This window comes from Kordiimonas sp. SCSIO 12610, from assembly GCF_024398015.1.
Lineage (GTDB): Bacteria > Pseudomonadota > Alphaproteobacteria > Sphingomonadales > Kordiimonadaceae > CANLMI01.
Genome location: NZ_CP073747.1, coordinates 1,734,869 through 1,747,283, shown reverse-complemented (window position 1 = coordinate 1,747,283; position 12,415 = coordinate 1,734,869). Strand labels below are relative to the sequence as shown.

15 protein-coding genes are annotated in these 12,415 nt (G+C 44.7%); 5 read left to right on the top strand and 10 right to left on the bottom strand.

Features of this window, described 5'->3' with window-relative positions:
- Nucleotides 1-10 precede the first annotated feature (10 nt).
- The 7 genes from KFF44_RS08060 to flgB form a co-directional block, all read right to left on the bottom strand.
- Nucleotides 11-2,413 (bottom strand): ATP-binding protein, encoded by a 2,403-nt coding sequence (locus KFF44_RS08060; protein ID WP_255938791.1) that lies wholly within the window; start codon nucleotides 2,411-2,413, stop codon nucleotides 11-13.
- A 109-nt stretch (nucleotides 2,414-2,522) separates the two neighbouring features.
- Complete coding sequence (gene flhB, locus KFF44_RS08055; protein WP_255938786.1) at nucleotides 2,523-3,629, bottom strand: flagellar biosynthesis protein FlhB; 1,107 nt, start codon at nucleotides 3,627-3,629, stop codon at nucleotides 2,523-2,525.
- A 9-nt stretch (nucleotides 3,630-3,638) separates the two neighbouring features.
- Nucleotides 3,639-4,397, bottom strand: coding sequence for a flagellar biosynthetic protein FliR (fliR, locus tag KFF44_RS08050; protein WP_255938784.1), 759 nt, complete (start codon nucleotides 4,395-4,397; stop codon nucleotides 3,639-3,641).
- Between the two features lie 2 nt (nucleotides 4,398-4,399).
- On the bottom strand, nucleotides 4,400-4,666 hold the full coding sequence (fliQ, locus tag KFF44_RS08045) for a flagellar biosynthesis protein FliQ (RefSeq protein ID WP_255938783.1): 267 nt from the start codon (nucleotides 4,664-4,666) through the stop codon (nucleotides 4,400-4,402).
- A 50-nt stretch (nucleotides 4,667-4,716) separates the two neighbouring features.
- A complete protein-coding gene (locus KFF44_RS08040) occupies nucleotides 4,717-5,037 on the bottom strand; it encodes a flagellar hook-basal body complex protein FliE (RefSeq protein ID WP_255938782.1) in 321 nt (106 codons plus the stop codon).
- Nucleotides 5,038-5,047: 10 nt separating this feature from the next.
- On the bottom strand, nucleotides 5,048-5,455 hold the full coding sequence (gene flgC, locus KFF44_RS08035; RefSeq protein WP_255938778.1) for a flagellar basal body rod protein FlgC: 408 nt from the start codon (nucleotides 5,453-5,455) through the stop codon (nucleotides 5,048-5,050).
- Nucleotides 5,456-5,497: 42 nt separating this feature from the next.
- Nucleotides 5,498-5,932, bottom strand: coding sequence for a flagellar basal body rod protein FlgB (flgB, locus tag KFF44_RS08030; protein ID WP_255938776.1), 435 nt, complete (start codon nucleotides 5,930-5,932; stop codon nucleotides 5,498-5,500).
- 174 nt (nucleotides 5,933-6,106) lie between these two features.
- Here flgB and KFF44_RS08025 point away from each other — a divergent pair, with 174 nt between their 5' ends.
- From KFF44_RS08025 to KFF44_RS08010, 4 genes are all read left to right on the top strand, one after another.
- Nucleotides 6,107-6,475 (top strand): EscU/YscU/HrcU family type III secretion system export apparatus switch protein, encoded by a 369-nt coding sequence (locus KFF44_RS08025; protein ID WP_255938773.1) that lies wholly within the window; start codon nucleotides 6,107-6,109, stop codon nucleotides 6,473-6,475.
- A complete protein-coding gene (fliO, locus tag KFF44_RS08020) occupies nucleotides 6,465-6,773 on the top strand; it encodes a flagellar biosynthetic protein FliO (RefSeq protein WP_255938772.1) in 309 nt (102 codons plus the stop codon). Before KFF44_RS08025 ends, fliO begins: the two co-directional genes overlap by 11 nt.
- Before the next feature lie 10 nt (nucleotides 6,774-6,783).
- Entirely contained in the window at nucleotides 6,784-7,671 is an 888-nt protein-coding gene (gene fliP, locus KFF44_RS08015) for a flagellar type III secretion system pore protein FliP (protein WP_255938771.1), read from the top strand.
- Between the two features lie 91 nt (nucleotides 7,672-7,762).
- Entirely contained in the window at nucleotides 7,763-8,485 is a 723-nt protein-coding gene (locus KFF44_RS08010; RefSeq protein WP_255938768.1) for a GPP34 family phosphoprotein, read from the top strand.
- A gap of 10 nt (nucleotides 8,486-8,495) precedes the next feature.
- Here KFF44_RS08010 and KFF44_RS08005 read toward each other — a convergent pair whose 3' ends face one another.
- Both KFF44_RS08005 and KFF44_RS08000 read right to left on the bottom strand, forming a co-directional pair.
- On the bottom strand, nucleotides 8,496-9,566 hold the full coding sequence (locus KFF44_RS08005; protein ID WP_255938767.1) for an SMP-30/gluconolactonase/LRE family protein: 1,071 nt from the start codon (nucleotides 9,564-9,566) through the stop codon (nucleotides 8,496-8,498).
- 132 nt (nucleotides 9,567-9,698) lie between these two features.
- Nucleotides 9,699-10,118, bottom strand: coding sequence for a VOC family protein (locus KFF44_RS08000; RefSeq protein ID WP_255938765.1), 420 nt, complete (start codon nucleotides 10,116-10,118; stop codon nucleotides 9,699-9,701).
- A gap of 96 nt (nucleotides 10,119-10,214) precedes the next feature.
- On the opposite strand from KFF44_RS08000, the gene KFF44_RS07995 reads away from it, so the two are divergent.
- Nucleotides 10,215-10,820, top strand: a complete 606-nt coding sequence (locus KFF44_RS07995) for a hypothetical protein (protein WP_255938764.1) — start codon at nucleotides 10,215-10,217, stop codon at nucleotides 10,818-10,820.
- Here KFF44_RS07995 and KFF44_RS07990 read toward each other — a convergent pair.
- Nucleotides 10,817-12,403, bottom strand: coding sequence for a peptide chain release factor 3 (locus KFF44_RS07990; protein ID WP_255938762.1), 1,587 nt, complete (start codon nucleotides 12,401-12,403; stop codon nucleotides 10,817-10,819). The genes KFF44_RS07995 and KFF44_RS07990 overlap by 4 nt on opposite strands.
- Nucleotides 12,404-12,415 lie beyond the last annotated feature (12 nt).

Here is a 12,415-nt window from a genome sequence, read left to right as displayed (position 1 = left end):
TAACGTGTTGTTATTGAAGAATAGTTTTTACATTTTCTGCTAGTTCTTTTAGCGAAAATGGCTTTGGTAAGAAATGAAAATCTTCATCTTCTAAATCTTTACGAACCATATCCTCAGCATAACCGGAAACAAAAATGACCGGTAAATTCGGTAAGCGTTTACGCGCCTCTGCAACAAGGGCTGGACCATCCATTTGGGGCATAACGACATCAGAAATAAGAAGGTCAACTTCACCTTCATGTTCAATTAGAACTTCAAGGCCGTGTTCGCCGCTCACTGCCTCTAAAACGGTATAGCCTTTGTTTGTTAAAGCGCGGGATGCAAACATTCGCACGGGGTCCTCATCCTCAACAATCAAGATTGTGCCCTTGCCGGTGAGATCACGCGCAGGTGCTTCTTCAATTTTTTGATTAGCCTCTATGGCTTCCTGCTCAGACGGGGTGTGTGCCTTCAATAGCAGGAAGAAGGTTGTGCCTTTTCCAACTTCAGATTCGGCAAATACATAACCGCCAGTTTGCTTGACGATACCATAGACTGTTGCAAGTCCAAGGCCTGTGCCCTGCCCTACCTCTTTGGTTGTAAAGAAAGGCTCAAAGATTTTTCCAAGATTATCTTTGCTGATACCGCAGCCGTCATCGATGACCTGCACCATTATATATTCGTCAGGTGTAACGATATCATACTTATTCACAATCTCATGGTCTGGGCCGATTAAACTAGTCCTGATTTCAAGCTCGCCGCTTTCGTCCATCGCATCCCGGGCATTAACAGCCAGGTTGATAATAACCTGCTCTAACTGGCCCTGATCAACCTTCACAGGCTTTAAATCACGCCCATGGATGACTTTCAGGTTTATCCTCTCACCGATTAAGCGACGAAGAAGGTTAGATAGCTCCGCCAAAATATCAGTTATCATCAGAACTTTTGGCCTCAAAGTCTGTTGCCTTGAAAAGGCTAACAATTGCCGAACGAGGTTGGCCGCGCGGTTGGCATTCTGTTTGATTTGAATAATATCAGAAAAACTTTGGTCCCCAGCATCATGGCGCACCAACAATAAATCACAGAACCCAATGATCGCTGTCAGAAGGTTATTAAAGTCGTGGGCAACACCACCAGCCAGTTGCCCCACAGCCTGCATTTTCTGCGCTTGTACAAATTGGCGTTCTAAGCTTTTTTCCTGAGTAGTATCATTAATATAGAGCACCACATATTTCTCTCCGTTATTCAATATCGAAGAGAAAAAGACCTGCCCCACCCTTTGTGGGTGTACATTAAAACGAACATCCAATGGCAGCGCTGGACTACGCCCTTTGTATATATCTGAAATTATTGAGGTGAATTCGTCCCGATCATCCTTATGGATTAAGGATAAGATTGAATCCCCTGTATCAAGGTCTGCGCCCGCCATATGAGATTTCAGGCTGGCATTTAATTCTTTTATCGAACAATCTTCAGATACAATCGCGACCGAAAGCGGGGCTTCATCAAAAATAGCATCAATAATAAATTCAGAATCAACCTGAACTACATGCTTTAGGGCAGCATCAAGACGCGTCAGAAAATGTATAAAACCAACATCTTGGCCATCATTTGATATTGGCCCCGTCACAGTTTCAATATCTACTGAATTCTTTTTATGATCATTGCCAGCAAAAACAAGCTTTCTACCATTACTTTCGAGGGATAAATCAGAGGAGATATCCTGGTCCGCATAATCGAACCAATTCGAAATAGCGCCGCCTGAATAGCGAACATTACCAGTAATATCAGATACAAGTACCCCATGGCCGCTTTCCGTTAGCCATTGCGTTACCGCAGGTGTAATACTCTCAATTGCTTCTTTTATTGGTGCATCAGTATCGATTGGCAGAAATTCAAAGATAACTGCGGAATCAATTCGTTGTGCCTTAACAACAAATGCATCGTGCTTTTCGTTATCAATCGACAATCGGATTTCTGCGTGCCCGCCTTTGCTCGCTTCATCTAAAAAACCCACCCAGTCACCGTCTTCAATTTCATCATCAACAACGTCACGCAGGTTCCAGATTTTTGTTGAGAAAAGTGCATCAAAGGCGTCATTAGACGCCAAACAATCCCCTTCCAGGCTCGCAACGACAATAGCCTTGTCATGCATGCCTGATAAACTGCGAACAAGATTAGCATTATGTAGAATGGCTTTCACCGACGGTTTGTCGATACGGTGAAGATATTGAACCAGACTTAAAGCTGTAGCAATCAGACAAATCCCAGCAACAACCGATGCCGTTTCCCAACCAGAAACCAATAGCGCCAACAACGCAACCCCAGTACCGCTCGAAAACCCAACAAACACCCACAAGAGCAATTTTGTCTCGGTCCGAATAGGTCCGTTAGAGATATTCTCTAATTTTGGCTGCGGTAACCGTGTTTCCATATTCAATACCCTAACAGTATAAAAGCATGACAATAAATATATCAAAGCCTAGACATTACGCACTCGCTTTTCAAAAGCAAGTCTATTGATCTTCAAGAGAAAATACGCCTTAGACACCAGGCATAGAGGTAACAACCTTTTTGCGTGCCCTAACCCCAGCCTTCTCCAATTTCATAATATATCCGATCACTTCAGCAACAGCTTTATAATGCTCTGGCGGTACCTCTTGCTCAAGTTCGACACCAGCATGCAACGCGCGCGCTAGCGGCGGGTTCTCTACAATCGGAATATTATGTTCATCAGCAACTTCCCGAATGCGCATAGCAACTTCGTCAATTCCCTTCGCAAGTAACCTTGGAACATCCATTTGACCATGCTTATATTCGATCGCAACAGCATAATGTGTGGGGTTTGTAATCACCACATCAGCATCAGGAACTGCTGACATCATTCTTTGCCGCGCTCTCTCCTGCCGAATTTGACGCAAGCGCGCTTTAACCTGAGGATCACCATCTGTTTGTTTATGCTCATCTTTCACTTCTTGCTTAGTCATTTTCAGCTTCTTGGTGTGTTCGAATTTTTGGTAGCTGTAATCCAATGCAGCGATAATCGTTAAAACCACCAAAACGCCAACAAACAAGCGCAACGAAATAACCTGCATAAACTCCATAAGTTCAGGAATTGGCACATACATTAACGTATCCAAGCGATCACGCTCTGGCCATACAACAATAACAACTGCGCCGCCGACGGTTAGAAGCTTGCCTGTTATTTTTCCGAACTCTACCAAAATGCGCATACCAAAAATACGCTTAAAGCCACTCAGTGGTGAAATTTTACTTAGCTTTGGCTTCATTTTTTCAAAGGTAAAAATGAATTTATGCTGTGTCATATTGCCCGCGAGGCCTGCAATAATAAAGGCGCCCATTGGGATCATAAGAATAAGAAAAACTTCCCACATCATATCCATTAGTGGGCCTTGTAAGCCACCAGTATCCGCCTGAATTTCATGGATTTGCGTTAGGAAATTACCGAGGTAACCAACAATATTTGAGGCAATTAACGAAGACGCAGAAAAAATCAGAATTGTTGCAGCCAGTAGAATGAACCAGGTTTTAAATTCCTGGCTCGTGGGCACATCCCCTTTTTCAAGGGCGTCCTGTAATTTTTTGGGCGTGGGCTCTTCGGTTTTCTGAGCATCATCTTCATCAGCCATAGCGTGTCCTTACCCTAAAAACTGCAAAAGATATTCCTGAACCCTTTCCAGGAACAATGTCATTATCGAACCGATTAACAACATGAGTAACAAAAAACCCATATACACATTGGCCGGCATACCAACAAAAAATACCTGAAACTGCGGCATCAAGCGGGCAATCAAACCTAAGCCCAAGTTATAAACCAAGGCATATATCAAGAACGGAGCCGAGAGGCGAATTCCAAGTTCGAAAGCTTCTACAACATAATATATAGCCACCCCAGCAAAATCGGCAAATTGGATAACATCGTCGACAGGAAAGCGATTATAGCTATTTACCAACCCCATAATCATCAAATGATGTAGATCAGTGACGACAATCAATGTTATCGCTGTTACGGTCATAAAAGACGCAACAATTGCACTTTGCCCGCCCTGGTTCGGATCAAATTGCTGCGCGGACGCTAAGCCCGTCTGAAATGCAATAACTGTTCCCGCAACATGCGTGGAAGCCATTAAAACACGAGCCATTAGCCCTATAATCAGGCCCACCATGAACTCACGAACAATGAGTGTCAGCAATTCAAAAACCGTTGGGGGTAAGGCAACGAGCTGATCACGCACAGCACTATATATAACAATCGACAATAGAAAAGAAAAACTAACCCGCACACGCCGCGGGATAGATTGTTCCCCCAAAACCGGCATCACCATTACCAACGGCGCAAAACGCGTCATTACCAAAAGAACACCAAAAATTTCCTGCGGTAGAAAGCTATCAAGCACCGTTAGCCACCACTAACGGCACGTTCCATCAATCGGCCCATAAAGCTATTCATGGTCTGACCAAGGAAAGGCAAAAGCAATAACAATGTCAAAAATACAGCGATGATTTTGGGTACAAATGTCAGCGTCATTTCCTGAATTTGTGTAAGCGCCTGGAAAAAAGCAATGACAAGTCCGACAACCAATCCAATTCCGAGTAAAGGCCCAGACATGACCAACAACACATAAATTGCGTCTCTCGCGATATCGAGGACTTCAGCACCATTCATATGGCTTACTCACAAAGAGATTAAACAGACATGATAAAATTGCACGGCAATCATATCGGCATTTTTAAAATATCATTATAGGCAGAAATCACGCGGTCGCGCACGGCAACCACTGTATCAACGACTAATTCGGCGTTAGAAACCGATGTTACAACGTCAACAAGATCAGCCTGCCCAGTTAGGGATTGAGCGCTTGTTATCTCAGCGGTTGCGGTTGCTTCACGAACCTGCCCAATTTGATCGCTCACGAGGTCGGCGAATGCTGACCCGGTTTTTACAACATCACCGTCATCGCCTGAGGTGGCCAAATTTTGAAAATTCTGTGATGCCTGTGAATAGGCATTAACGGCATCCAATTGTTTCACATTCATGAATGACCTCCTATCTTAGCAATTCAAGCGTTAAGGTCGCCATTCTGCGCGAGCCCTCTAACGCATTCAGATTTGACTGATAAGTCCGCTGCGCCTGCTGCATATCCATCGCTTCAATAAGGCCATTAACATTTGTTGTTTTTATGTAACCAGCAGCGTCTGCGGCAGGATTACCTGGATCATAGCGCTGGCCAAAATCAGACCTGTCAAATTGGATATCATTGGCTTCTACCGTCTCGACACCCAGTTCCCGATCAAGCTCACTTTTAAAAGTGACGAGCTTTCTCCGATAAGGGTCAGCACCCGGTCCAGTTGCAACAGAATCAGAGTTTGCAATATTTTCCGAGATAACACGCATGCGTATCGACTGAGCCCTGAGCCCAGACGCAGATGTCATCATTGCTTTTTGAAGATCCATTGTTCGTATCCAACTTAATCGTTTTAGAAATCTGGTGCTATTCTAGCCCTCATTCTGACCAATGGCTGACTTCAACAGCCCCGCATTCTTGCGGTATAAATTAATTGCTAAACCATATTGCATTTGATTATCTGCAAGCTTTAGCATCTCTTCTTCGAGAACAACAGCGTTACCATCTGGTGTTTCTTCTACGCTTTTGTCTTCTGATGCGGAAGCGATACCCTGTGTCGTCCCACCAGCACTCAAATGCCTCGCGTCACTTGTTTTCAGCGCCAAAGTGCTCGTTGCAGACATTCTGGACTGGGTATTAGTCAGCCCGTCTACCAAGCTTGAAAAATCCTGTTCAGCAAGTTTTTTCGCACGGTAGCCCGGCGTGTCAGCATTCGCGATATTCTGACTGACGACGCTTTGATTGGCATTGAGCCATTTCAAGCGCTTTTTAAGTGCAGCCATGATAGGTAGAGCATTTGTTTCCATAACTGTGTGCCAACCTTTTCTTTTTCTGAACAAGCGTACTATATATAGTTATCAACATCTTAACATGACATATATAATTTTAACAAGTTCTAAACAAAAATGGTTAATATGTTAAATATTGGGCAAATTTTAATTATTCTTGATCTCTAGGCCAGATCACGTTGATATATGGATATGAACAATAAACCTGAACATACAGACATTTTAAAAACCAAAGCGGTTGCGGTTAAAAAAAATGACAACTCCCTCACTCCGCGCATTACCGCCAAGGGCAAAGGCTATAACGCCGAAAAAATACTCGATATTGCCTTTGCAGAGGGCGTAAAGGTTCGCCAAGATTCAGAACTAACTGATATCCTTGATCAATTTGAAATCGATAGCCCTATCCCACTGGAGGCATTGCATACTGTTTCTTTAATCTTGGAAAAAGTATATGAACATGAAAAACGCCTGGACGGCGGCGAGAAATCGTCAAACAAAACAAACGCTAGCCACCTAACTGAAGACATAAAGGCTATCGAGAGGACAGAGAATGACAGTTGAAATCCTTACGGCTTTGGTCGCCCTTATTTTTGTTTTGGCGTTACTCGTAGGATTATCATGGGCGGTAAAACGATTTGGCCTTCTACCCGGACATTTGCCGGCAAAATCAGGAAAAAATAAAATCGAAATGGTTGAAACCCGCATGCTGGATGCCCGCAACAGGCTGATGGTTGTTCGGTGGGGACGTAATGAATATTTTCTTGGTTCAGGCCCAAACGGGGTTACAGTCATTGACAAAAAAGATCAAAGCCCTGAAAAAAGCTCTGAAAACAGTTCTGATACGGACACTGAAGTGTGAGGTCACAGCAATGCGAGACTTGAGTTTACCCAGAAATAATGCGCCTAAAGCTGGCTCATCCAAAGCTAAGTTCCTCGATGGTAAAAATCATTCTGGTGCACACGCCAGCGTCAAAGTGGGTAAACGCAATTCGTTTCTATATTTGATACTACTGTCTCTGCCTATATTGCTCGCAGCGATACTTTTTATTTCACCTGATGCAGTTGCACAGTCCGTCAATATTGACCTCGGCGAAGGGGGGACATTAACAGGGCGTGTCGTTCAATTAATCCTGTTGATGACTGTTCTGAGTTTAGCACCCGGTATTCTTGTGATGATGACAAGTTTCACCCGCATTGTTATTGTATTTTCGCTACTTAGAAGCGCACTTGGTACGCAGCAAACCCCGCCAAATATTGTTCTTATTTCGCTCGCTTTATTTCTTACGGCCTATGTTATGGCCCCTACCCTTACCCAAGTTTGGGACGCGGGCATTGAACCACTCGTGAATGAAGAAATTGACGAGATTGAAGCCTACAACCGCGGGATCGTTCCCATGCGGAATTTCATGATGGCGCAGGTACGCGAGGCAGATCTTGTTTTGTTTCAGGATTTGGCAGGCCAACCTCAGGCAGAGGACCCTGCTGCAATTCCAATCACTACGCTTGTTCCCGCCTTTATGATTAGCGAACTTCGCCGTGCCTTCGAAATTGGGTTCCTTGTCTATATCCCGTTTATCATTATCGATATGGTAGTGGCGTCCATTTTGATGTCCATGGGGATGATGATGTTACCACCCGTTATGATTGCCCTTCCCTTTAAGCTTATTTTCTTTGTTCTCGTTGATGGCTGGGGGCTTGTCGCAGGGTCACTTGTGCAAAGTTTCGGCGTCCCAATTCCTCCAATTGCAAGTGGCTAGATTTGACAAATAGACTGCGCAACATCTGTTCGAAACCTTGAAAACTCTTAAAAACCTTCCCATATATACCAAACATTATGGGGAGATTTTTATGGTTGATACCAATACGCCTGACCTTCATCTTCATGAAATTATTCTGCTGTTGGCCCTGAAGACAGATACTGGCGCCATCGCACATCAAGCATCCTGCTATTATAGCACAATCATGGGCGCTGCTGTTTTAACCGATTTGTTCTTAAAAGAACGCATTCATATCGGTGAGAGCACTCGGGGCTTTTTAGGGATGAAATCAGAACCCAAGGTATCGCTTTTATCGTCAAAATTAACTGGCAACCCAGTGATGGATGAGTGTCTTTCGAAAATATCAAACTCTGCGAAAGAGCGCTCAACAAGCCACTGGGTTCAGTCGTTCGGAAACATTCGAAACCTGATCAAGAAAAGCGCATTACCCCTTGTTGAAAAAGGAATATTAGACGCGCAAGAGCGCAAAATATTCTTTCTGTTTAACAAAACATATTATCCAACGATATCGTTTGAGGAGCGTCAGGCGATCCTTCATCAAATTGAGCAGGCTATTTTCACAAACACAGAAACCGTGGATGAGCGAACATCAATTTTAATTGCCCTACTGAAAGAAGCAGAAATGCTAAAAATGTTTTTCGATAGGAAGGCATTAAAGGCGCACAAAAAACGTATTCAGGATATAACCGAAGGCACTTTTGCGGGCAAAGCCGCAAAGAAGGCTATCGAGGCTGCCAATGCTGCTGCAATGGTTGCTATATCAGCAGGGGCCGTTGCAGCAACAAGTGGTTAATAGCGTGCTTTTAATCAATAGGCTTATTGAGCCGAACAATTTGGGGAGCCTCTAGGCTACCGAGATAAATCTGATCCCCCACTTGTTCAACCGATGTCACCATATAGGTCGGATTCCCGTCGGTATCATGATAGCTACCGAGCAAATTTCCCTCTTCATCAAAGGCAAGAACAAGCCCATACTTAATCGCCGCTGGTTGCATAAATTTAGGCAATTTAGACAAAAGCTTTTTCGTAAACGGACTTGGGTGTGCGTTATCCACATCTGCGCTACGCGGCGTTGGCATTGCTACCCAAAACACACCATTTCTGTTGGAAGAAACACCGTCCGGGAATCCTGGCAGGTTATCAACGAATATATCACTGCTGCCAGCCTTTTCACCCTTCAGCCAATAGCGTGTGATCCGGTACCGGCCTGTTTCATTCACCAGCACAAAATCTTCGTTTTTTGAGAGCGCGATGCCATTCGCAAAATATAGATTATCGAGAAGTGATTTTGTTTCGCCCGTCGCAGGATCAAAAACCAACAGTCGCCCGTGACCACGTGCCTCCAGTAAATCAAGAACATAATCCGGTTGGGTATATTTGCTGCTGGCATCCGAGAAATAAATTTTACCGTCACTGGCGATATCAAGATCATCAGTAAATGCGAACGGCAAACCATCTGCTTCAGTCGTTAAAACCGTTATTTCGCCAGCAGGATCAATCGACAACAGCCCCTTCCAGCTATCCGCAACAATCAGGTTTCCGGTTTGGTCAAAATGTAACCCTAATGGTCTCCCCTTGGTGTCTGCGAAAACTTCCTGCGTACCGTCGGGTAAAATTCGAACTATTCTGCCATCATGAAGGCCGCCGTATATGCGCCCGCTTTCATCTACGGCAACATCTTCTGGGCCATACATACCTTCCCCAAGTGATATGACCTCAGCGTCCGCAAGCCCATCGTTTTGGGCGTAACCATCAACAAACCCTTTTGAGGCGGGCGGATTATATGCCACTGGATCAATAGGCGCTGGAATAAGGACGAATATCACTATGCCAACAAGAATAAGCGCAACAATACCAAGCAGTGTTTTTTTCATTTCATGTCTCCCCTAACCCAAGCCATCACTATGAAGAACATCAGACATAATATCAATTCATATGAATAGTCCGAAAGATGGTTTAGGTTCCCTTCTTGAATAGAAAGTCACGAAATCACTTAAGCGTTCAGCTTAGGTTTCTGTCGGTATTTCGGGTACAGGGCCTATCTGTTCCCATAATTCTATTTTTGTGCCCTCTGGGTCCACAATCCAGGCGAACTTCCCATATTCCTCAACCACCATTTCCCCAATTTGCTCGATACCCTTTTCTTTCAATGTTTTCAGAAAACCCTCGAGGTTTTCTACCCGCAGGTTCAACATAAAGTCTTTATCAGACGGTTTAAAATAATCCGTATCTTCTTTAAAAGGCCCCCAAACGTTATAGCCCTCTCGGTCTGGTTCATGATGTTCGCGGAACAAAAAATTAATCCCGTACCCATCATAAGACAGACCAAGATCGTCACGATACCATTTAACAAGATCATCCCTGTTTTTGCATTTAACAAAAACGCCCCCTAATCCGGTTATCCGACCACTCTTATTTCCAGACATCCTTCCCTCCTCAACCTTTGCTTGCATAAACTTCAAACATCGAATATGTGAATTATACACTTTTGGGGTTTCATTTGAAAATATCAGTTAATGCCGGTGCGAACTTTATTCAGTCGAGAGAAAAACTTTGCCGATAAATGGGTTGGTCATCCAATGCTCAATGCCTTGGGCCTTCATACTTTTAGAATGCGCCTTGCCAAAGCTTGCAATACCATTCGGTTCAGACAAACTGGCCTACGGGAAAATAAGGCCTGCAAATCATCTTCTTTATGGATATACCTGACAGTCCACGGCGATGAAGAAACTGGTGAAGATTTACAGAAAAATATTCACAGAGATACGTTTTTTAGCAGCATGAAATTTTGGTTTTTCCTAAGGCCTGTTACGATCAAGGATGACCCGTTTGCGTATGCAAGAGGAAGCCATAAACTCACCAAAAAGCGACTAGATTGGGAACAGAAAAAGGCACTCGCTGCTATTCACAATAACGCAGAAGACAGCGATGGCTCATTCCGTATTAATGAACAAGAACTAAGCGGATTAAATATAGAGAAACCAGACGTCATTACCGTCCCGGAAAATACGCTTGTGATTGCAGATACCTTAGGGTTCCACCATCGTAGTTTCGCGGAAAAAGGGCGGGAGCGACTTGCCTTGTATGGCAATCTACGCCCTCACCCCTTCGCGCTTTTTTCTAATTAAGCAACTTCTTCCTTCGTTTTCAAGAAACGAAGGCTGGGAAAATCATCCTTGGCTTTATCAAGGTGCCAGTTATTGCGGGCCAGATAAACAGGTGCACCTGCATGATCAAGTGCCATCGAAGCCCTGTTTTGATCGGAAAACTGCTTCACTTCCCTCGCGTCGCCTTCAATCCATTCCGCCGTCATCAAGGCTGTAGGTTCAAAGTTTGCCGGAATTTGATATTCGGTTCTAATCCGATCAGCCAAAACATCAAACTGAAGCGGACCAACAACACCCACGACCCAGTCACTCCCCAGATTTGGTTTGAACACCCGCGCGGCCCCCTCTTCCGCAAGCTGCTCGAGCGCACGGCCCAAATGTTTTGCCTTCATTGGATCTTCGGAGCGTACTTTCTGCAAAATTTCTGGTGCGAACGAAGGAACACCCGTGAAGCGAATTTCTTCACCTTCCGTTAGCGTATCGCCGATCCGAAGGTTCCCGTGGTTCGGTATTCCAATAATATCGCCAGCAAACGCCTCTTCGGCAATTTCACGGTCTTGCGCAAGGAAAAGCTGCGCATTATGGACCGCCATAATCTTACCGCTTCTGACGTGCTTGAGCTTAATACCTTTTTTGAATTTACCCGAAACAATGCGAACAAAGGCAATACGGTCCCTGTGCTTGGGGTCCATATTAGCCTGAATTTTAAACACAAGCGCCGTTAGCTTTTTCTCATCTGGTTCAACTTCGCGCTCTAGGGCTTTGCCAACACGCGGTTTTGGTGCGAAGCTACCAACCCCCTCAAGAAGTTCCTGAACGCCGAAATTATTGATTGCAGAACCAAAAAACACGGGTGTCATCGTTCCCTCGAGATAGGCCTGAAGGTCAAATTCGGGGCAAAGTTCACGCACCATCTCAACATCTTCACGAAGCTTCTCAACTGCATAATCAGGAAGCAATTCATCCAGCTTTGGATCATCAAGGCCAGAACACTTAATCCCATCAGTGAGCGCATCCCCTTTCCCGCGATCAAACAGAATAAGTTGATCATGAATGAGGTCATAACATCCTTTGAAATCTCGGCCCATACCGATTGGCCAACTTGCTGGCGACACATCAAGCGCAAGGGTTTGCTCCACCTCATCCAATAATTCAAATGGGTCCTTGGTTTCACGGTCCATTTTATTGATGAAGGTTGTTATGGGCATATCGCGCAGACGGCAAACCTCGAAAAGTTTACGGGTTTGGGTTTCAATACCCTTAGCCGCATCAAGCACCATTACCGCGCTATCAACAGCAGAAAGCGTGCGATACGTATCTTCAGAAAAATCTTCGTGGCCTGGGGTGTCAAGCAAGTTAAACGTGCGTCCCTCAAAATCGAAAGTCATCACTGACGACGCAACCGAAATACCCCGTTCTTGCTCCACCTTCATCCAGTCAGAGCGTGCGCGCCTGCGGTCACCGCGTGCTTTCACCTCACCGGCCATTTGAATGGCGCCGCCAAACAAAAGCAGTTTTTCGGTCAATGTTGTTTTACCGGCATCCGGGTGCGAGATAATCGCGAAAGTACGCCGTCTGTTGATTTCTTCGTCGAGGGAAGCCACTCGTTCACCTTT

Coding starts and splice junctions, on each gene's coding strand:
- flgC (WP_255938778.1), bottom strand. CDS start 5,455: ATGGATCTTCAAAAAGCAATGATGACATCTGCGTCTGGGCTCAGGGCT.
- KFF44_RS08060 (WP_255938791.1), bottom strand. CDS start 2,413: ATGGAAACACGGTTACCGCAGCCAAAATTAGAGAATATCTCTAACGGA.
- flgB (WP_255938776.1), bottom strand. CDS start 5,932: ATGGAAACAAATGCTCTACCTATCATGGCTGCACTTAAAAAGCGCTTG.
- flhB (WP_255938786.1), bottom strand. CDS start 3,629: ATGGCTGATGAAGATGATGCTCAGAAAACCGAAGAGCCCACGCCCAAA.
- fliO (WP_255938772.1), top strand. CDS start 6,465: ATGACAGTTGAAATCCTTACGGCTTTGGTCGCCCTTATTTTTGTTTTG.
- KFF44_RS08040 (WP_255938782.1), bottom strand. CDS start 5,037: ATGAATGTGAAACAATTGGATGCCGTTAATGCCTATTCACAGGCATCA.
- KFF44_RS08010 (WP_255938768.1), top strand. CDS start 7,763: ATGGTTGATACCAATACGCCTGACCTTCATCTTCATGAAATTATTCTG.
- KFF44_RS08025 (WP_255938773.1), top strand. CDS start 6,107: ATGAACAATAAACCTGAACATACAGACATTTTAAAAACCAAAGCGGTT.
- KFF44_RS08005 (WP_255938767.1), bottom strand. CDS start 9,566: ATGAAAAAAACACTGCTTGGTATTGTTGCGCTTATTCTTGTTGGCATA.
- fliQ (WP_255938783.1), bottom strand. CDS start 4,666: ATGAATGGTGCTGAAGTCCTCGATATCGCGAGAGACGCAATTTATGTG.
- KFF44_RS08000 (WP_255938765.1), bottom strand. CDS start 10,118: ATGTCTGGAAATAAGAGTGGTCGGATAACCGGATTAGGGGGCGTTTTT.
- fliP (WP_255938771.1), top strand. CDS start 6,784: ATGCGAGACTTGAGTTTACCCAGAAATAATGCGCCTAAAGCTGGCTCA.